Annotated in this window: 21 protein-coding genes; 13 read left to right on the forward strand and 8 right to left on the reverse strand. The window is 64.2% G+C overall.

Annotation, left to right across the window (positions count from 1 at the left end; all coding sequences use genetic code 11):
- Positions 1 to 3: 3 nt before the first annotated feature.
- The 9 genes from HD842_RS03450 to HD842_RS03490 all read left to right on the forward strand — a co-directional run bounded on the left by HD842_RS03450 (position 4) and on the right by HD842_RS03490 (position 8,490).
- Positions 4 to 975 carry a tripartite tricarboxylate transporter substrate binding protein gene (locus HD842_RS03450; protein WP_221290110.1) on the forward strand — a complete coding sequence of 324 codons (972 nt, stop codon included), beginning with the start codon at positions 4 to 6 and terminating at the stop codon, positions 973 to 975.
- Between the two features lie 16 nt (positions 976 to 991).
- Entirely contained in the window at positions 992 to 1,528 is a 537-nt protein-coding gene (locus HD842_RS03455; protein WP_183550988.1) for a CPBP family intramembrane glutamic endopeptidase, read from the forward strand.
- A gap of 143 nt (positions 1,529 to 1,671) precedes the next feature.
- On the forward strand, positions 1,672 to 2,628 hold the full coding sequence (locus tag HD842_RS03460; protein WP_183550991.1) for a GGDEF domain-containing protein: 957 nt from the start codon (positions 1,672 to 1,674) through the stop codon (positions 2,626 to 2,628).
- 159 nt (positions 2,629 to 2,787) lie between these two features.
- Complete coding sequence (locus tag HD842_RS03465) at positions 2,788 to 3,435, forward strand: double zinc ribbon domain-containing protein (RefSeq protein ID WP_183550994.1); 648 nt, start codon at positions 2,788 to 2,790, stop codon at positions 3,433 to 3,435.
- A 145-nt stretch (positions 3,436 to 3,580) separates the two neighbouring features.
- Positions 3,581 to 5,170, forward strand: a complete 1,590-nt coding sequence (locus tag HD842_RS03470) for a TrkA C-terminal domain-containing protein (RefSeq protein ID WP_183550997.1) — start codon at positions 3,581 to 3,583, stop codon at positions 5,168 to 5,170.
- Positions 5,171 to 5,238: 68 nt separating this feature from the next.
- On the forward strand, positions 5,239 to 5,487 hold the full coding sequence (locus tag HD842_RS03475; protein WP_183551000.1) for a hypothetical protein: 249 nt from the start codon (positions 5,239 to 5,241) through the stop codon (positions 5,485 to 5,487).
- 42 nt (positions 5,488 to 5,529) lie between these two features.
- Positions 5,530 to 6,156 carry an exopolysaccharide biosynthesis protein gene (locus HD842_RS03480; RefSeq protein ID WP_183551003.1) on the forward strand — a complete coding sequence of 209 codons (627 nt, stop codon included), beginning with the start codon at positions 5,530 to 5,532 and terminating at the stop codon, positions 6,154 to 6,156.
- Between the two features lie 157 nt (positions 6,157 to 6,313).
- Positions 6,314 to 7,486: a GGDEF domain-containing protein gene (locus tag HD842_RS03485; RefSeq protein ID WP_183551006.1), complete on the forward strand. Its 1,173-nt coding sequence runs from the start codon at positions 6,314 to 6,316 to the stop codon at positions 7,484 to 7,486.
- A 77-nt stretch (positions 7,487 to 7,563) separates the two neighbouring features.
- On the forward strand, positions 7,564 to 8,490 hold the full coding sequence (locus HD842_RS03490; RefSeq protein WP_183551009.1) for a Ppx/GppA phosphatase family protein: 927 nt from the start codon (positions 7,564 to 7,566) through the stop codon (positions 8,488 to 8,490).
- Here HD842_RS03490 and HD842_RS03495 read toward each other — a convergent pair.
- The gene (locus HD842_RS03495) at positions 8,464 to 9,549 is read right to left on the reverse strand and encodes an AI-2E family transporter (protein WP_229424579.1); all 1,086 of its coding nucleotides are present in this window, start codon (positions 9,547 to 9,549) and stop codon (positions 8,464 to 8,466) included. The genes HD842_RS03490 and HD842_RS03495 overlap by 27 nt on opposite strands.
- Positions 9,550 to 9,854: 305 nt before the next feature.
- On the opposite strand from HD842_RS03495, the gene HD842_RS03500 reads away from it, so the two are divergent.
- Positions 9,855 to 10,337, forward strand: coding sequence for a hypothetical protein (locus HD842_RS03500; protein ID WP_183551012.1), 483 nt, complete (start codon positions 9,855 to 9,857; stop codon positions 10,335 to 10,337).
- Between the two features lie 21 nt (positions 10,338 to 10,358).
- Here the strand turns inward: HD842_RS03500 and HD842_RS03505 are convergent, their stop codons facing one another.
- From HD842_RS03505 to HD842_RS03530, 6 genes are all read right to left on the reverse strand, one after another.
- Complete coding sequence (locus HD842_RS03505; protein ID WP_183551015.1) at positions 10,359 to 10,649, reverse strand: hypothetical protein; 291 nt, start codon at positions 10,647 to 10,649, stop codon at positions 10,359 to 10,361.
- Positions 10,650 to 10,819: 170 nt separating this feature from the next.
- A complete protein-coding gene (locus HD842_RS03510; protein WP_183551018.1) occupies positions 10,820 to 11,464 on the reverse strand; it encodes an ABC transporter ATP-binding protein in 645 nt (214 codons plus the stop codon).
- 38 nt (positions 11,465 to 11,502) lie between these two features.
- Positions 11,503 to 12,312 carry a phosphonate ABC transporter, permease protein PhnE gene (gene phnE / locus HD842_RS03515; protein ID WP_183551021.1) on the reverse strand — a complete coding sequence of 270 codons (810 nt, stop codon included), beginning with the start codon at positions 12,310 to 12,312 and terminating at the stop codon, positions 11,503 to 11,505.
- Complete coding sequence (locus HD842_RS03520; RefSeq protein ID WP_183551024.1) at positions 12,309 to 13,139, reverse strand: PhnE/PtxC family ABC transporter permease; 831 nt, start codon at positions 13,137 to 13,139, stop codon at positions 12,309 to 12,311. The genes phnE and HD842_RS03520 overlap by 4 nt, the downstream gene beginning before the upstream one ends.
- A 2-nt stretch (positions 13,140 to 13,141) precedes the next feature.
- Positions 13,142 to 13,957, reverse strand: coding sequence for a phosphonate ABC transporter ATP-binding protein (locus tag HD842_RS03525; protein WP_183551026.1), 816 nt, complete (start codon positions 13,955 to 13,957; stop codon positions 13,142 to 13,144).
- 7 nt (positions 13,958 to 13,964) lie between these two features.
- Positions 13,965 to 14,843 (reverse strand): putative selenate ABC transporter substrate-binding protein, encoded by an 879-nt coding sequence (locus HD842_RS03530; protein WP_183551028.1) that lies wholly within the window; start codon positions 14,841 to 14,843, stop codon positions 13,965 to 13,967.
- Positions 14,844 to 15,053: 210 nt separating this feature from the next.
- Between HD842_RS03530 and egtD the strand changes: the two genes are divergently transcribed.
- The 3 genes from egtD to HD842_RS03545 are packed head-to-tail and all read left to right on the forward strand — an operon-like array spanning position 15,054 to position 18,183.
- Complete coding sequence (gene egtD, locus HD842_RS03535; protein WP_229424580.1) at positions 15,054 to 16,022, forward strand: L-histidine N(alpha)-methyltransferase; 969 nt, start codon at positions 15,054 to 15,056, stop codon at positions 16,020 to 16,022.
- Positions 16,019 to 17,245: an ergothioneine biosynthesis protein EgtB gene (gene egtB / locus HD842_RS03540; protein ID WP_183551032.1), complete on the forward strand. Its 1,227-nt coding sequence runs from the start codon at positions 16,019 to 16,021 to the stop codon at positions 17,243 to 17,245. The genes egtD and egtB overlap by 4 nt, the downstream gene beginning before the upstream one ends.
- Positions 17,242 to 18,183, forward strand: a complete 942-nt coding sequence (locus HD842_RS03545; protein ID WP_183551034.1) for a YihY/virulence factor BrkB family protein — start codon at positions 17,242 to 17,244, stop codon at positions 18,181 to 18,183. Before egtB ends, HD842_RS03545 begins: the two co-directional genes overlap by 4 nt.
- A gap of 50 nt (positions 18,184 to 18,233) precedes the next feature.
- On the opposite strand, the gene HD842_RS03550 is transcribed toward HD842_RS03545, so the two are convergent.
- Positions 18,234 to 19,196, reverse strand: a complete 963-nt coding sequence (locus HD842_RS03550; RefSeq protein WP_308638126.1) for a TerC family protein — start codon at positions 19,194 to 19,196, stop codon at positions 18,234 to 18,236.
- Positions 19,197 to 19,402 lie beyond the last annotated feature (206 nt).

Genomic DNA, 19,402 nt, shown 5'->3' on the forward strand with positions numbered 1-19,402 from the left:
ATCATGGACGCCATGAAAACCTCGCACGTCCTCCTGTTGACCATGCTGGCGCTCGGCGGCCTGCCGCACGCCGGCGCCGCCGAATGCCTGATCCCGTCGAAACCCGGCGGTGGCATGGACCTCACCTGCAAGCTGGCGCAAAAAGCGCTGCACGATCAACCGGGAGCCCCTGAACTCATGCTCAGCTACCTGCCGGGCGGCGTGGGCGCCGTGGCCTGGCACTCGGTCGTCTCGCAGCGCCGCAGCGAAGCCAATACGCTCGTCACGTTTTCAGGCGGTTCGGTCCTAAATCTCGCGCTGGGCAAATTCGGCAAGGCCGACGTCGACGACGTGCGCTGGGTCGCGGCCTTCGGCGCCGACTATGGCATGGTCGCCGTGCGCGCCGATTCCCCCTACAAGACACTGTCCGACCTGCTGGGCGCGATCAAGCGCAATCCGAAGCAGGTCCTGATCGGCATGTCCGGCACGGTCGGCAGCCAGGACTGGATCAAGATGGCGCTGCTCGCGCGCATGGCCGGCGTGGACCCGCGCAAGCTGCGCTTTGTTGCCCTTGAAGGCGGCGGCGAGCAATTCATCGCGATGGGGGCAGGGCATGTACAGGCGGTGTCGGGTGACACGTCCGAAGCGCTGCTGGCAGCCAGAGCCGGCAATGTACGTGTGCTGGCAGTGCTGTCAGAACAGCGCCTGCCGGGCGCGCTGGCCGGCGTGCGCACGGCGCGCGAGCAGGGATATGACGTGGTCTGGCCGGTGATTCGCGGCGTCTGGATGGGGCCGGACGTGCGCGAGGCGGATTACCGGCGCTGGGTGAAGGCATTCGATGGGGTCGAAAGTTCGCCTGCATTTGCGGAGATGCGCACGCAGGCCGGGTTGTATCCGTTCGCGCTGACGGGGGATGCGCTCACGCGGTATGTCAAGCAGTCGGTGGATACGTATCACCGGCAGGCCAGGCAGTTCAAGTTGTTACGGGAACCGTAGGACGGCAGGGTACACGTTGGACCAGCTCGGTTTCGACATGCCGCTGTCGAGCGCCGGCGCGTGGGGCCTCGGGTGTGCAGTCCTGCTGCTATGCGGCTTGTGGGCGATCGGCAGCGTGATCGAACGTCGTAAAGCACCGCACGCGCGTGCGGAGGACGAACGCAAGATGCTGGCGTCGTCGTCCATATGGCCGCGTAACCTGGCTGAAGCGTTCGCATTCGCCGCGAGTATGCTGATCGTGACGGGCGGGTGGGAAGTGCTTTATCGCGGGTTCTTGCTGCTGGTGCTAACGCCTGTCATTGGCCTGCCGTTGGCGATTGCTGCATCCGCGCTTGCCTACGGTCTCGGGCATGGCTATGAAAATCCGAAGCAGCTTATAGGCTCGATCATCTCGGCGTTCTTTTTTACCATTGCGTATGCCTGGACACAGAGTCTGTGGTGGTTGATCCTCATTCACGGATCCATACCCCTGAGTACGATTCCGGCAGTGATGCGTGCGCAGCGCCGTCACCCCACTCTACGGTCCACCATCACGTCTGTCATCGGCAGCTGAAGGGTTGCGTCTATCCAGCAGCTCGCAGTATTGACAGTACGTGACTTTTTCATAACGGCAACCTATCATGCTGGCATGAGGGCCTCGTGCAGGTCAGAAACGGGCACCTTCAAGGATATCCATTCATTTAAGCCCACTCGTTTATGACTTTGCCACCCGTAATTCCTCCGTCGGTGATTTGCGAAGACCCCGGCGTGTACCGGACGCTATTGGAATCCACCAAGGCAATTCCGTGGCGAATAGACTGGGCGACGATGCGGTTTACCTACATTGGTCCGCAGATCGAAGAACTGCTGGGATGGAGCCAGGCAAGCTGGCTCACTGTGAACGATTGGGCCGAGCGCATTCATGAGGAAGATCGTCAGAAGACGGTCGAATTCTGTGTGGCGCAGTCGCAAAAAGGCGTTGACCACGAGGCTGACTACCGCGCCATCACGCGCCAGGGCCACCATGTCTGGATCCGGGATGTGGTTCACGTCGTGCGTCGCCCTGACGGCAGTGTGGAGTCGTTGGTCGGCTTCATGTTTGACATCTCGGCGCGAAAAGAGGCCGAAGACAAGATCGTTCAGTTGCAGCGCGAACTCGAGCTTCTGTCGTACCGCGACAGCCTCACGGGTGTTGCCAACAGACGCATGTTCGACACTGTCTATCCTGCGGAATGGGTCAAAGCGCGCGATAGCGGTCACCCGCTGTCTCTTGTGATCATCGATATCGATCACTTCAAGCAGTACAACGATCACTATGGTCACGTGCAGGGTGACGAGTGCCTGCGACGCGTGGCCCACGTGCTCAACGCAGCAGCAGCCGATCCGGACGAGCTGTGCGCCCGGCTTGGTGGCGAGGAATTCGTCTTGCTGTTGCCTGGCACAGACCGGGAGGCGGCGTGGAGCAAGGCTGAACGCTGCCGTGAGCTGCTGGCGGCGCAAGAGATTTTGCACGCCTGCTCTGGCGTCGGCCGGCTCGTGACCGTGAGCATGGGCATCGGCACGATCGTTCCAGGTGCCCAAGATGACGCCAAGGTGTTCCTCGACCGGATTGATCGCCGTCTTTATCAGGCGAAGTCAGCAGGACGTGACCGGTTCTGCGACAACGACGCATAGTGTCGATGCGATGGTTCGCCGGCTTCACGAAAGGCGTCGATAGTTAATGAAGCAGCCAGCAAATCGATTGTCCAAAAGCGCTTGGCGTGAGTTTGCGTGAGATTGCGCTTCCTCAGTCCAGATAAACTCTACATCTTATAACCCTGGGAATGGCAGCCTATGTCCGAAATGCAGTTTGCTAACAATTATCATGATCTGAGCAACTCGACAGGCGTCGATGCAGGGTTCCAGTTCGAATTCTCCTGCGAGCGCTGCAGTGACCGCTGGCGCACGCACTTCAAACCGTACCGCAGCGCCCAGGCCTCGGGCTGGCTGCAAAAGGGGGCAAGCATGTTCGGTGGCCTGCTCGGTAATGCAGGTAGTGTAATCGACAGCATGGCCCAGGCGGGCTGGCATTCGGCACGCGACGAAGCCTTTACTGAGGCACTAGCCGCTGGCAAGACGCACTTCAACCGGTGCGGAAACTGTCACGACTACGTCTGCAACCAGTGCTTCGACAACGCGAACGGCCTTTGCTTCAACTGCGCACCCAATGTGAAGGTGAAGATCACGCAGGCACGCGCCCAGGGCGAGGTGTCGGCCGCGTCCGAAAAGGCAAACGCCGAAGGCCAGACGCGCGGTGGGCGCCTGGACGTCACGCAGAACATGCAGCTGGTGTGTACGCGATGCCGGGCCGAAACCCATGGCGCGAAGTTCTGCCCGGAGTGCGGCCACCGGACTGCCCAGCAGGTTGCTTGTCGCGCCTGTTCGACGACGCTACAGCCGGGCACAAAGTTTTGTACCGAGTGCGGCGAGCGTCAAGCGTAAGTCTGTACCCGGCCTGTCGACGCGGCCATGCTTCAGCGCCGCGCCGATCATCGCCGTGAAGTCCTGGGTTTATATCGCATTAACACCAGGCAACCACCTCCCCATGCCGTAGACTGCATCACACACATGCAACCAGGCAAAGCCGATGACCGCCATCACCACGTTCTTCAGCCACCAGCCGATGTTTGCGCTGTTCTTTACCATCGCTGCGGGCTACTTGCTGGGGGCGGTCAGCGTGAAAGGTTTGTCACTCGGTTCCGGCGCGGTATTGTTCGTCGGCCTGGCCGTTGGCGCGGCCGTGCCTGACCTCGTCTTGCCCGGCATGCTCGGCAACCTGGGCCTGCTGCTGTTCCTGTATGGCGTCGGCATCGCCTATGGCGCCCAGTTCTTTCGCGGCTTGACGACGCCCGACGGCATCAAGGCCAATCTGGCGGCGCTGCTGGCCGTCATCACGGCGCTGGCGCTGGCCGTCGGCGTGGCATGGTTGTTCCCCGTCTTTGCCTTGCCCGAAGCGCTGGGCGCCTTCGCGGGCGCTGGCACCAGCACGGCGGCTCTGCAGGCGGCGCTGGCCGTGTTCGGCACGTCCGCCGCGACCGGGTATTCGGTCGCCTACCCGGTCGGCGTGGCCGTGCCCATCCTGCTGCTCGGGCTGTACAACGCCGTGTTCAAGCCTAAAACCGCCGCGCCAGCATCGTCCGCGCTGCACCTGGAAGAAATCGACGTGGCCGAATTTTCGGTGCTCGGCATGACCCTGCTTGAAGCCGCAGCGCGCTTGCCCGACGGCGTAGCCATCGTTGCACTGCGGCGTGGCGAGCACAATCTGGTGGCCGATAACGCCATGCGTATCGAACCGGGCGATCGTTTGCTCGTTGCCGGCAATGACCAGGCCGTGCTGCATGAGGTGGCCACGCGCTTTGGCCCGGCGCATCCGGGCGGCATGCTGCACGACCGCAGCGACCTGGATTATGACCGTTTCTTCATTTCCACTGCCAGCATGGCCGGCTTGCCACTGAGCGCGCTGGCGCTGCCGGCCGGACTCAATGCCCGCGTTCTGCACCTGCGGCGTGGGGATGCCGACCTGGTCTTGAACCCGGGGCGGCTGCTCGAAATGGGTGACCGCGTCGGCGTGCTCGCGCCGCGCAGCAGCTTCCCGGCGCTGCGCAAACTGTTCGGCGATTCGGTGCGCAGCACGGGGGAGGTGAGCTATATCGGGATCGGCGTTGGCGTGACGCTCGGGCTGGCGTTCGGTGTGATCGTCTGGCCGTTGCCGCTGATTGGGCAGTTCTCGTTCGGGTTTGCGGGGCTGCTGCTGGTGGCGCTGGTGCTTGGCTGGCGTCGTCGCAGCGGGATGTTCCAGTGGGCGATGCCGATCCCGGCCAACCTGGTCGTGCGTAATTTCGGTCTGACACTGTTCCTCGCGGTCGTGGGCATTTCGTCGGGCGCGACGTTTGCCGCGGCGATCGCCAACGATGGCTTGCTGTACCTGCTGCTGGGCAGTGCGATCGCAGCCACGCTCGTCATCGTGACGATGGTCATTGCCTTGTTCGTGTTTCGCCTGCCGTTCGACAGCGTCGTCGGCATCGTGGCCGGCACCACGGGCAATCCCGCCATCCTCGCGTTTGCCAACCGGATTGCGCCAACGGACCGCCCCGACATCGGATACGCGATGATTTTCCCGTCGATGACGGTGCTCAAGATCGTGCTGGTGCAAGTGATCGGCGTCGTGGGACGGTGAACTTTTCACGTGTCCGCAATCCGCGCACCGTAAAATAGCGGTTTGATCGATCAAGCACGGATTATTTTATGGAACCAGCAGAGCAGCGTTATCTCGTCCGCCAGGACAAACGGTCGGACGACGGCAAGAAACCACCCGTCTTCGCGAAGGTCATGCGCAGCAAGGAAGGCAAGTTCGAGGGCGTCTCCTTCATCAAGAACAAGGAGAAGGCGACGATCATGACGATCGCGCAAGCGGACGAAGTCATTGCCTGGGCCACGACCAAGAAAGACAAAGCGGCCGAGTACGAGACCCGAATCATTTGCGTTGGCCAGTAAGCCACCCTGTTCGGCCAGCCGGACGCACTACACGACCACATCATGCACAGTGAACCACCCGTTTCCCAGCGCCTGCGCGCGCTGGTCCGCTCGATGCCGCGCACCGGCATCACCCTCAGTGAACTGATCCGCAGCGTCGGCAACGACGGCCTCCTGATCCTGGTGGCGTTGCTCACGCTCGTGTTCCTGATCCCGATTTCGATTCCGGGCGTGAGCACCGTCTTTGGCGCCGCGATCCTGCTCATCAGCGTCAGCCGCCTGATCGGGCGCGACCTGTGGATTCCATCGAAGCTCGAACACCGCGTCATCGGCACGCGCAAGCTGCGTCCGCTGCTGCGCAAGGCGCTCTCATGGCTCAAGAAGCTCGAGCGTGTCAGCAAGCCGAACCGCATCCAGTGGCTGGTGGCTGCCGGTGCGGTGGCCTTCTTTAATAATGCGGCCCTGATCCTGGGCGCCGTGCTGCTGATGATGCCGTTCGGCCTGATCCCGTTCAGCAATACGTTCCCCGCCGTGGCGATCCTGTTCCTGGCCATCGGCCTGCTGCAGCGCGACGGTGTCTGCATCCTGCTGGGCCACATCAGCAATGTCGTGACGATCATCTATTTCGGCGTGCTGATCGGCGGTGGTGGCCTGGCCGTGCGTGAACTGGTCAACCGCTTTGTTGGCTGACAGTACTGTTGGCTTGTTGCAAGGTAGTTCTTTCTGATAAGCTGGCCCTCAGTCGCCCGTGCGCCGTCTGCCGGCCCCCAGGCGCGAATCAATCACCCCGCACCCAGGCCCGCCAGCCTGGTGCCGGCACCCCGGAACGCCGAACATGAGTAATGACATGCCTATGCTGGATGCGTCGACGATGGTGCTGGTGCTCGCGCTGGGCAACCTGACCCTGTGCGCGCTGCTGACCTTTTTCAATCACGGCCCCGTGCGCGCCCCTGCGATGACGTTCTGGAGCCTGTCGAAACAGATCCAGGGTGGCGCCTGGCTGCTGCTGGCACTGGGCGACTCTGGCGTGGTGCCGGCCCCGATCTCGATTCCCGGTGGCTATGCGCTGCTGTTTGCCGGCGTGGCGATCGAGTCGGGCGCCTCGTGGGAAGCGGCGCGCCGACCGGCCTGGCGCACCCCGACGCTGATCCTGGGCGGCGTGGCGGTCCTCGTGTTCTTCCTGTGTTACCTGATCGACGAAGAAGGCTTGCGCAGCGTGGCCGCATCGCTGCTGCTGGGCGCGTTCTATCTGTCGGGCTCGGTGGCGCTTGGCTGGCGCTGGCGTGATGCCAGCCTGCTGCAACGCTTCCTGTCGCTGGCCACAGGGGCGCTGGCGCTGGTGGTCGCGGCGCGTGGATTATCGGTGCTGCTGTTGCCACGCGGCTGGGGCTGGCTCTCGAACGATCTGCTGAGCCAATTCTCCAGCGGCGCCCTGTACCTGCTCCTGCTCGGCAATGCCTTCGGCGTGCTGCTCTTGACCCGGGAACGCCTGCAGGACACGCTCGAGCGGCTCGAAACCATCGATCCGCTGACCGACGCGCCGAACCGGCGTGGTTTCTTCCAGCTGCTCGCGCCCTGGCTGGCGCTGGCGCGCCGGCCCGGCCTGCCGACGGGGCTGATCGTGTTCGACCTGGATGGCTTCAAGCGCATTAACGACAGCTATGGCCATCCGGCTGGCGACGTCGTGCTGCACCAGATGGTCGCGCTGTGCCGGCGCCAGCTGCGCGACAGCGACCAGCTGGGGCGCGTGGTGGGCGTCGAATTCGCCGTCCTGCTGCCGCGCACCAGCCTCGATGAAGCCGTGATGGTGGCCGAGCGCATTCGCGCCGCGATCGACACGACGCCGGTCAAGAGCGAGCGGGCGATGATCAAGCTCACGGCCAGTTTTGGCGTGACGACGATCCGGCCCGAAGACAGCACGACGTCGCTGTTCCAGCGCGCCGACGAGGCCATGCAGCGCGCCAAGCAAGCGGGCCGCAACCGCGTGACGCCGGCCAGCGAAGCGGTCGCCGATATTTAGCTTCCAGACGAGCTTGCAGGCGAGCTTGCCGGCTCATGTAATGAGCCCGTCACGGTGGCCGCTTATGCTCATAAGCCATGCCGACCATCGATCAGGAATCACCCATCTATGCCGCTGTCGAGCTTGGCTCGGACAGTTTTCGCCTGCACATCGGCCGGTTCAATGACGGCGTGCTCGAGCTCGTCGCGACCATGTGCGAGAAGGTCGAGCTGTCGGCGTCGCTCGACGAAGACGGCATGCTCGACAGTGCGGCGCTGCGGCGTGCCCTGGCCTGCCTGGCGCAGTTCCGGAGCGCGCTCGACGCATGGAAGCCGCACGCCGTGCGCGTCGTTGCCACCGCGGCCCTGCGCATGGCGCGCAATGCTTCCTTGTTCTTGCCGGCGGCCGGACGCGCGCTCGGTCATCCGGTCGACCTCATCGCGGGCGACGAAGCCGGGCGCCTGGTCTATCTGGGCGTGGCCAACACCCTGGGCGCAGCCGACCCTGCGCCGCGGCTCGTGCTGGACATTGGCAGCATCTCGACGGAGCTGGTGATCGGGGAGGGCGCCATGATCCGGCGCATCGAATCGTTCGCGCTCGGCGCGGTGCGCCAGAGCCTGACGTTCTTCGCGAACGGGCGGATCGACGCGGCCGGCTTCGACGCCGCCGTGCGCTCGAGCCGCAGCCGCTTCGCCGAAGCAGGCTTCGGCGCGCGCGGTTGGCATATGGCGTATGGGGCGTGCGGGACGGTGCGTGCGCTGGCTGGCCACGCACACCGGGGCGGGAACGCGGGCGCACCGCTGACACGGGCCGATCTCGCGGGTTTGCGCGATGCCTTCATCGCCAGCCGTCAGGACGTGCATCTGGCCGGCGGGTTGGCGCTGCTGTGTGGCTTGATGGACGAACTCGAGATTGCGGCAGTCACGCCGGTGGCTGCCGGCCTGCGCGTCGGCGCGCTGTGGGACCTGCGCCAGCGCGCCGGGGCCGCTGTAGGGCCGCTAGCGAATCCCCTGGGGATCGTTTAAAGGTTCCAGCGCCACCGGTGTAAGCACCAGCGGCGCGGCCGGCGTGCTGTCACGCAGCCAGCCGAACAGGATCGCCATCATCAACGGGCCGACGAACAGGCCAATCACGCCCAGCGTCGACACGCCGCCCAGCAGGCCGAACAGCACTGCCAGGAATGGCAGGTTCACGCGCTTGCCGATCAGTTTCGGACGGATGAATTTATCCACCAGGAACAGCTCGACCGCACCCCAGGTGAACAGGCCCAGCGCCTCGGCCGAATTGCCCTGGCCGAACAGCAGCAGGGAGACCATCGTGAACGACAGCGGCGCGCCCCCCGGAATCAACGCCAGGTAGCCGGTGATCACGCCCAGCAGCACCGGGGCCGGAGCGCCGGCGATCCAGTAGGCCACGCCCAGCACGATGCCTTCCAGGATCGCGATCGAGCCCAGGCCGAGCGCCGTGCCGCGCACCGACAGCGGCAGCACGCGGCGCAGCTTGGCATACTGGACAGGCGCCAGGCGCTGGCCGGCGCCGTCGATGTAATGCATCACGGCCGCGCCGTGCAGGTACAGCACGAACAGCGTCAGGAGCGTCAGGAACAGATACAGCGCATTGGCCAGGATGGTCGAGCCCCAGACCCGCGCCGTATCGGTCAGGTGCGGCATGAAGTCGCCCAGGGTGGTACGCACGAGGGCGTTCAGGCCGCCCGGCACGGCCAGGTGTTCGAGCCACCAGGTGACGGCCGGTTCGGCCACCAGCGGCAGGCCCGTCAGCCAGGCCGGCACCGGCACGCCGGTCTGATTAAAGCTGATGAGCAGGCGCTGCAGACTGGCCAGTTCGCTGCTGAGCGTATGGAACAGCAGGACCGACGGGCCCACGAAGCTGACGATCAGCAGAATCAGCATGAAGGCGGCGCTGGCCAGCGGTGGCCAGCCACGGCGCAGCATGCGCTGGTGCAGCGGCCACGTGATCACGGCCAGGAGGCCGGCCCACGCGATCGAGCCGAGGAAGTGCTGGAGCAGCAGGGCCAGCGCGGTGGCAAACAGCACCGGCAGGATCCATTGAGTCTTGGTGCGCATACTGGCCTGGGTCGGGTTCATAAATTACTGGGGTGCGCAGGGGCCAGCGAGACAAAGCTCGCGGCGCCGACAAGTTTACAGCAGAGTCGTCGCCTTGGCAGGATAATTCAGGTGTATCTCCTGCAAAAGAGGAGTTTGCCGAAGCTTTACTTCGGAAAAACAGAAACCTCGCTCTATGAAGCCCCTATTGTCACCCGGATTGGCGTCGGCTGCCGGCGGGGCGTCTTTACCCAGCGTGCATTCCTGTCCGACAGCATACTGCCAAATCGTTTATATTGTTTGCCTTCTCAACGACGGAGCGGCCCATGCCCCGCACACCTGCCGCCAAATCAGCATCCCGCGCCGCGCCTGCGGCCGCGAAACCCACCAGGGTCGCCAAGCCCGTGAAGGCTGTCGCCAAGGCTGCCAAGCCCCCCGCAAAAGCCAGCGTGAAGTCGGTGGTCAAGTCGGCCGCCAAGGCGCTGGCCAGCAGCCCGGCCCGCAAACCTGCCTCGCCACGCGCCGCCGCCAAGCCGCCGGTGGTGCCGATGGTGCCGATCATCGAACGTGCGCCCGCAGTAGAAGCGCGTCCGGCATTGGTGCGCGACAGCTTCACGATGCCGGAAAACGAGTATGCCGTGCTGCTGGAAGTAAAACAGGCTTGCCTGCGCGCCGGTGTCGACGTCAAGAAGAGCGAATTGCTGCGCATCGGCGTGGCCCTGCTGGGCCAGCTCGACGTGGCGACCTTGCAAGGCGTGCTGGCGGCGCTGCCGCAGCTCAAGACCGGACGGCCACCGGCGCAGGCGTAACGGCGAGGGCGTCGCGCACCGTCAGTGCAGCGCCGAGGCGCTGCTGAGTTCCTTGAGCTCGCGGATCGGGATGTTCGATTTTTCGTGCATGCGCAACAGGATCGTCGCGCCGACATTGAGCTTGCGATGGCGGATCTTGCTGATGATCGGTGGTTGCACTTCCAGCACGCGGCACAGCTCCGCGTCATTTTTCAGCTGCATGCGCTCGATCAGCGTGTCGAGCAGCATGTTGGGCACAAAGCTCGACGGCTCCAGCTCGCGTGCGCGTTGCATCGCCTCGAGCAATTCCTGTTTTTTCTGTCGTACGGTCATGTCGATTCTCCCTGATGAAAACATGATTCAAGACAGACCGCTGGTTCTGGATTCCTTGCCTGTTCTGATAACTGTTGGTGGCAGGTCGTTGCGATATTACTACGATTGCGTCGCGCACGCTTCGGCTCATTTAACTAAATTCGCCGTATTCGAGCGTTTCTTCTCGGAACTTACGCTAATTTCAGGCCGGAATGGGTCAGCAGCAGGACCTTGTCGGCCATGGCGGCCGCGGCGTGGGAGTGGGTAACCATGATCGCGCCGGCGCCATGCGCGCGCGTCTCGTCGCGTAAGAGTTGCAGGATGCTGCCGGCAGTTTCGGGGTCGAGGTTGCCGGTTGGTTCATCGGCCAGCAGCAGGGCCGGGCGGTGCACCAGCGCGCGCGCAATCGCCACGCGCTGCATCTCGCCGCCCGACAGCTGGCGCGGGAAGTCGCCACCGCGTCCGTGCAGCCCGACCGCATCGAGCATCGCATCGGCACGCTCGAGCGGCGCCTTGTTCAGCAGCAGCGGCAGCGCGACGTTCTGGCGCAGCGTCAGGTGCGGCAGAACGTGGAAGGCCTGGAAGATGAAGCCCATGCGGGTGCGGCGCAGCCGCGTGGCGGCGTCGTCGTCCAGGTTCGAGATCGGTGTGCCGTCGATGATCACGCGCCCGCCGTCGGGCGTGTCGAGGCCCGCAATCAGGTTCAGCAGCGTCGACTTGCCGACGCCCGATTCGCCCATGATCGCGACGAATTCGCCGGCCTTGAACACGTGCGAGAGTTCGGCCAGCACGGTGCGGCCGCCATACGATTTGGTGAGCTGGTCGAGTTCGAGCATCGGGTGAGGTGTCCGCAAGTAGAGTTAGCGCGTCAGTATCAACGCATCAGGGCGCGGCGCAGCGCATAACTGGCCGCATCGACCAGGGCCACCAGCACCAGCATCGCGATCACGACCGTGGCAGCGCTGGGCATTTGAAACAGCGACAGGTGGTACTTGAGCATCTGGCCCAGGCCCCCGGCCCCGACCACGCCCAGTACTGCCGCCGCGCGGATATTGTTTTCCCAGCGGTACAGTGTGTATGACAGCATCTGTGGCAGCGCCTGGGGCAGCGTCGCGTACAAAAACGCTGCCAGCGGCCGCACGCCGTTCGTGCGCAGGCTTTGTTCGGCGTGCGGCTCGATGTTTTCCAGCGCATCGGCAAACAGGCGCCCCAGCACACCGGCCGTGTGCGCAGCCAGCGCCAGTGTGCCAGCCAGCGGCCCCAGACCAGCCAGCACCAGCAGCACCGCGGCCCAGACCAGCTCGGGGATCGAGCGCAGCACATTGAGCACCAGGCGCGTCAGGGCGCGCGGCGCGCGGCCCATGCGCCCTGCGCCCGCCAGCGCCAGCGGCATGGCGACGAGCGCCGCCAGGATGGTGCCGATGGCCGACATGGCCAGGGTTTCCCAGAACGCGACGAGTGTCTTGGCCAGGAACGCCGGCGCGGTGTCGGGCGGCGCGAAGCCGGCCAGGAATTCGGACGCCGAATCGATCGCTTCGCGCGAGAAGAAGGCGCTCCATTGCAGCGGCAGCGAGGCAAAGCTGGCGACGATCAGCACCAGCAGGCCGCCGAGTATGAGCCAGGTGCCGGCCTGGCGTGGCGGCGGGGCGGGGATTGCGGTGCGCGAGGAGTTATCCACCTTCATCCGATCCTCCGGCGCAGCAGTTTCGAGACCAGGTCGGCGCCGGCCACCAGCAGCACGAACATGATGAGCATGGTCGCCACTTCGCCGCCGGCCATCATCTTGGTCGACTCATCGAGCCGCTGCCCGAGGCCGCCGGCGCCGACAAAGCCCATCACGGCCGAGCCGCGAATCGCGCATTCCCAGCGGTAGACCGTGTATGACACGAGTTCGGCGCTGGCATCGGGCAGGGCGCCATACAGCAGGGCCGGCAAACGCCCGCTGCCATTGGCCAGCAGGACATCGGTCGCATGCGCGTCGGACGATTCGAGAATTTCGGCATACACCTTGGCCAGCATGCCCGAATACGACAGCGCGATCGCCAGCACCCCGGCCGTCGGCCCCAGGCCGACGATGCGCACGAACAGCAGCGCCCACACCAGCTCGGGCACGGAGCGCAGCACCATCAGGATCCAGCGCAGGACCTGGCGCACGACGCCGGCGAGCGGACGGATGCGGCCCGTGCCCAGGCGCGAGATCGACAGGCGCTCGCTGATGACGAAGGTGGCGGGAATGGCGACGATCAGCGCCAGCGTCAGGCCTGCGGTGGCAATCGCCACGGTCTGCCAGGTCTCGCGCAGCACCATCGCCAGGAAGGCAGGATCGGTTTCGGGCGTCAGAAAATCACGCAGGAAGCCGCCGGCCGCGCGCAGGCTTTGCGCGTCGAACAGCAGCCATGGTTTGAATTCGGCCGCGACCAGCAGCGGATACAGCAGCAGGACGAAGACGACGGCGCCCATCAGGCGCGCGCGCCAGGCCGGGTCGGGATGCAGCACGGTCTTGCTCGTCATGCCTAGAAACAGGCGCCGACGGCGATTTGGGCGGGCGTGTCGTGTGGCGGCGCCACGTGCGGCTCGACGTTTTCGTTGGCGTACAGGTCGGCGATCATGGTGTCGGTGACCTGCTCGCGCGGCGCGTCGAACACGATGCGCCCGTCGCGCAGGCCCACCAGGCGGGCAAACTGTTCACGCGCCAGATCCACCTGGTGCAGACTGCACACCAGCGTGGCATTGCGCTGCGCGGCTTCCTGGCGTAGCGTGGCCAGCGTGTGGCGCGCGAGGGCCGGGTCGAGCGCCGAAATCGGCTCGTCGACCAGCAGGGCTTCGGCATCGGACAGCAGCAGGCGCGCCAGGCCGCAGCGCTGGCGTTCGCCGCCGGAGAGGCGGTCGACGCGTGCATACAGCTTGTCGCCCAGCGAGAAGCGCGACAGCGCGGCGTGCGCTGCATCGGGGTCTTGCGGGCGCACGAGCGAGGTCAAGGCTTGCCACAGCGTCCAGTGCGGCAAGCGCGCCGCCAGCACGGCCGTGACGACGCGCTGGCGCGCCGGCAGTGGCGGTGTCTGCGGCGCGAGGAACAGGCGCGCACGCAGCCGGTGGCGCGCGGCATGCGGCAGGTGCCACGGCTCCTTGCCCAGGATCTCCAGCGTACCTTCGCTCGGTTGATGGGCGCAGGCCAGCGTGGCCAGCAGCGTGGTCTTGCCGGCCCCGGATGGGCCGATCAGGGCGACCTGTTCACCGGCGCCGATCGTGAGGTCGAGCGCGTGCAGGGCAGCCGCGCGGCTGCCCGTCAGGTGGCGCACGGTCACGCCGCGCAGGCGAAAGGTCGCCATCGTGCGATTACTTCAGCAGACCGGCGTTTTTCGCCGCCGCTTCGATCGCGCCGTAGTTGGCGGTCTTGGTCGGCACGAAGCGGGTCGCGCGCTGCAGCTCCAGGATTTCCTTGCCCTGCGGGGTGGAATCGTCCAGCGCCAGGAAAGCGTCGGTGATTTTCTTTTTCAGGGCCGGGTCCATGTCGGTGCGCACGGTCCAGTTGTAGTCGAAGTAGCCAGGGGTCGTGTAGAACACGCGCACTTGCTTCGGATCGACCTTTTTCGCCTCGACCAGTTTTTCCCAGACCGAGATGTTCAGCGCGCCCGCATCGACCTTGCCGCCGGCAACCGCAGCCACGGTCGCGTCATGCGCGCCCGAGAAGGCGATGCGCTTGAGGTCGGTGTCCGGATTGATCTTGGCGCCCAGCAGGAACGAGCGCGGCATCAGGTGACCCGAGGTCGACGATTCCGAACCGAAGGCCAGCGTCTTGCCCTTCAGGTCTTCCAGCTTGTTGATGGTCGGCACGGTGGTGATGAAGACCGAGCGGAATTTCTCGTCTTCCACGCGCTGCACCAGCGGGGTGACCTGGCCCTTGCTGCGCACGTTTGCCTGCACAAACGTAAAGCCACCGAACCAGACCATGTCGATCTTGCGGTTGACCAGGCCTTCCACCGAAGCAGCGTAGTCGGTCACCGGGGTGAATTCCACCTTCAGACCCGTGGCCTTGGCCAGGTAGTCGCCCAGCGGCTTGAACTTGCGCTGCAGTTCGGTCGGCGATTCGTCGGGAATGGCCGAAACACGCAGCACGCCGTTGCTCTGCGCGTGGGCAGCGCCCGCGATCAGCAGCGTGCCGACAGCGGCGGCGCACAGGGTTTTGAGAACGTTGCGGCGGAAGGACAGGGTCATGGTGGCTCTTGTCTAAAAAGTAATGAAACGAGGCTGACCCGAGGGGCAGCACGCTTGGCGTGAGGCAGACTAGGCGAATCCGGGGAATCCGCTATGATAGCTAAAACAGCAATACACAGAGAAATAAAAAAAGAACTACCAGAACTACACGAAGCAAAACTCACAGGCCATCTCGCATGGTGCGTCGTGGCGGCACGAATGATAAACCCTATGCTGACATCCTGTACACCTGAAGACGTCGCGGCGCCCCGTCACAGCGCGCACGAAGCCGACGAACTGCACACCGGTCTGCAGGCGCCAGCCGCCTGGATCTCCCCCAAATACCTGTATGACGCACTTGGCTCGAAATTGTTCGAAGCGATATGCGAACTGCCAGAGTATTACCCAACGCGCACCGAAGCGTCGATCTTTGAGCGCTATGGCGCCGAAATTGCCCGTTCCGCAGGCACCGGCGCGACCCTGATCGATCTCGGCGCCGGCAACTGCGCCAAGGCAGCGGCGCTGTTCCCGCTGTTACAGCCGGCGCAGTACGTGGCGATCGACATCTCTACCGACTTCGTGCACGACGCTCTGGCGCGTCTGCGCCAGCGGTTCCCGCAGATCGCGATGGAAGCGCTGGGCATGGATTTCTCATCGAGCTTTGAATTGCCGCCGCAGGTCAATGCCGGCCGGCGCCTGTTCTTTTATCCGGGCTCGTCGATCGGCAACTTCACGCCGGACGAAGCGCAGGGCTTTCTCACGCGCCTGCGCGCGCAGTGCGGCAACGATGGCGGCGTGCTGATCGGCATCGACCTGGCCAAGGATGCCGCCACGCTCGACGCCGCGTACGATGACGCGCTGGGCGTCACCTCGGCCTTCAACCTCAATTTGCTGCGCCACGTGAACCGCCTGATCGACGCCGACTTCGACATCAAGGGCTGGCAGCACCGGGGCGCCTACAACGCGGCCATGGGCCGCATCGAGATGCATCTGGAGGCGCGCAGTGCGCAGACCGTGCACTGGCGCGGCGGCGAGCGCCGCTTCGAGGCCGGTGAGCGCATCCACACCGAAAACAGCTACAAATACCAGCAGGCCGACGCGATCGGATTGCTGGAGCGCTCCGGTTTCGAGGCCACGCACGTCTGGACCGATCCGCAGAGCTGGTTTGCCGTGATTCACGCACAGGCGATCGCATCATGAACATGATGCGCGACGACAGCTTGCCACGCGCTTTTGCGCAGGTACGTACCCGTTCGCTGGAACTGGCCGAGGGCTTGTCCGACGAAGACTGCGTCGCGCAGTCGATGCCGGACGCGAGCCCGATGAAATGGCATCTGGCGCACACGACGTGGTTTTTTGAAACCTTCATCCTCGAACCGCGCGAAGCCAACTTTGCGCCGTTTCATCCGGCGTTCCGGGTGTTCTTCAACTCCTACTACAACGGCGTGGGCAACAAGCATCCGCGCGCCCAGCGCGGGCTGTTGACGCGACCTGGCATGCGTGTCGTCAGGGACTACCGCGCGAATGTCGACCGCCGCATCGCCGATTTGCTCGCCGGCGGCATTGACGAGTCGCTGGCCACGCTGATCGAACTGGGCCTGCAGCACGAACAGCAGCACCAGGAACTGATGCTCACCGACGTCAAGCACCTGCTGGCGCAAAATCCGCTGTACCCGGCGTATGCGACGGACGCCATGGCGCCGTCCGCGCCGGCCGAGCCGCTGGCCTGGCTCGATTTCGAAGGTGGCCTGGCCGAGGCCGGCTATGGCGGCAAGGGCTTTTGCTTCGATAACGAATTGCCGCGCCACCGCACCTATGTGGCGCCGTTCGCGCTGGCCTCGCGCCTGGTCACCAATGGCGAATACCGCGCGTTCATCGAGGCCGGTGGCTACCGCGATCCGGCGCTGTGGCTGGCCGAAGGCTGGGACCGCGTTAACAGTGGCGAGATCACCCAGCCGCTGTACTGGGTGGAGCAGGCCGATGGCTGGTACGAATTCACGCTGCACGGCCTGCAACCGCTCGATGCCGAGCGGCCCGTCACGCACATCTCGATGTACGAGGCGGATGCATTCGCCCGCTGGTCGGGCGCGCGCCTGCCGACCGAATTCGAGTGGGAATTCGCGGCGCGCCAGGCCTGCCTGGGCAGCGGCCCGGCCCATCATCCGGACGCTGCCAGCGGCGCCGGCCTGCAACAGATGTTCGGCGCCTGCTGGCAGTGGACCAGCAGTAGCTACGCACCATATCCCGGCTTCGCACCGGCCCCGGGCGCCATCGGCGAATACAACGGCAAGTTCATGATCAACCAGTATGTCCTGCGCGGCTCGTCCTGCGCCACGCCAGGCGGTCACGCACGGCCCAGCTACCGCAACTTCTTCCCGACAGGCGCGCGCTGGCAATTTTCCGGCATTCGCCTCGCCCGATGAGTCGTCGGCGTGACTGGACGGCGCGCCTGAAAGATCAGCGCGCCAATGTCTACATCCTGAATCATCCGCTCAAGTTCACGCTGCAAGTCCTGAAGGGGTTCCGCGCCAACCAGGGCTTGCTGCTGGCGGGCGCCGTGGCCTATTACGCGCTGCTGTCGATCGTGCCGTTTTTGATGCTGGTGATGGTGGTGCTGTCGCACTTCATCAACCCGACCGAGTTGCTGGAAACGCTCAGCCGCTACCTGCAATTGCTGGTGCCGGGGCAGTCGGCGCCGATCGTGGCCGAGGTGGCGCACTTTCTGGATGACCGGCAACTCATCACCTGGGTGCTGGCGGTGACGATGCTGTTCTTCAGTTCGCTTGCCTTCACGGTGCTGGAAAACGCGATGAGCGTGATTTTCGTGCACCGCGTGGCGATCCGGCGTCGGCATTACCTGGTGTCGGCCGTGCTGCCGTACTGCTACATCCTGGCGTTGGGCGTGGGCATCATGGTCGTCACGCTCGTGGCGGGCGCGCTGCAGGTCATGGGACGCGAAAGCGTGTGGCTGTTCAACTATGAGTGGTCGCTGAACGGCGTGTCGGGTGCGCTGCTGTATCTGCTGGGGCTGATCGGCGAGATTCTCGTGCTCACGTCGATCTACCTGGTAATGCCGGTGGGCCGGCTGTCGATATGGCACGCCGCCATCGGTGGCGTGACGGCAGCGCTGCTGTGGGAAGCGGCGCGCCACATTCTGGTCTGGTATTTCTCGACGCTGTCGCAGGTGAACCTAGTGTATGGCTCGATGACGACGGCCATCGTCGTCATGTTTTCGCTGGAGATCGCAGCCACGCTGCTGCTGCTGGGTGCGCAGGTGATTGCGGAGTACGAGCGGGTCGGCCTGGTGCCCGATGATGCGGCGCAAGACCCAATGACAACGGCGCCAGACGCAGCCCGGTAAGTTCAGGGTGCTCCTGGCGCCGTTGGGGGCGCTACTGGCCAGCCACTGGCTTACTTGTCGTCCTTCTTGGTGATGAACACGCTGGCGATACAGCTACCGGCGATCAGCACCGCCACGACGGTCAGCGAAGCCTGCACTGGCACGTGGTACCACGGCATGATCAGCATCTTGACACCGATGAAGGTCAGGACCATCGCCAGGCCATACTTGAGCAGGTGGAAGCGGTCAGCCACGTCTACCAGCAGGAAGTACAGTGCACGCAAACCCAGGATTGCGAACATGTTCGACGTGAACACGATGAACGGATCGGTCGTGATCGCGAAGATGGCCGGGATCGAGTCGACCGCGAACACCAGGTCGGTCACTTCGATCAGGATCAGCACCAGGAACAGCGGGGTGACAAAGCGCACACCGTTGATCCGCACGAAGAACTTCTCGCCGTGGTCGCCTTCGGACACTTTCAGGTGCCTGCGGGCAAACTTCAGGATCGGGTTGTTGACCACGTCCGGTTCAGCATCGACGGCCACCAGCATGCGGATACCAGTGAACAGCAGGAATGCGCCGAACAGGTACAGCACCCAGCTGAATTCACTCACGACCCAGGCACCGGCGCTGATCATGATGGCGCGCATGATGATCGCACCGAGCACACCGTAGATAAGGACGCGGCGCTGGTATTGCTGCGGCACCTGGAACGCGGTAAAGATCAGCAGGAACACGAACACGTTATCGACCGACAGCGCTTTCTCGATCAGGTAGCCAGAGAAGAACTCCAGCGCTTTCTGGTCAGCGATTTCCGAGCCGACGCTGCCTTTCAGATACCACCAGAGGCCGGCGTTGAACAGCAGGGCCATGCTGACCCAGACCAGCGACCAGATACCCGCTTCCTTGACGCTGACCTTGTGCGCCTTGTTACCGCCAAAGACGAACAGGTCGAGCGCCAGCATCACCAGCACGAAGCCGACGAAGCCAGCCCACATCATGGGGCTTGCAATTGTTTCCAGACCGTTCATGGCTTGCTCCCTTCATGGCGCATCGCATGCGGCCGGTTGCCCTGCGCCCGTGCGCAGGAATGGTGGACAGGATGTGTCATTGGTATGGCACCTATAGTTTGTGGTGAAGGCTTGACTATAGGGGACAGTGAAGCATCGTACAAATCGAATATAATTTCATATAACATCGAATTTAACGATGTATTGAACAGTCCACGTTATTGGAG

Origin of the sequence: Massilia aurea (assembly GCF_014200505.1) — a bacterium.
In the GTDB taxonomy this organism is placed as follows: domain Bacteria; phylum Pseudomonadota; class Gammaproteobacteria; order Burkholderiales; family Burkholderiaceae_D; genus Telluria; species Telluria aurea_B.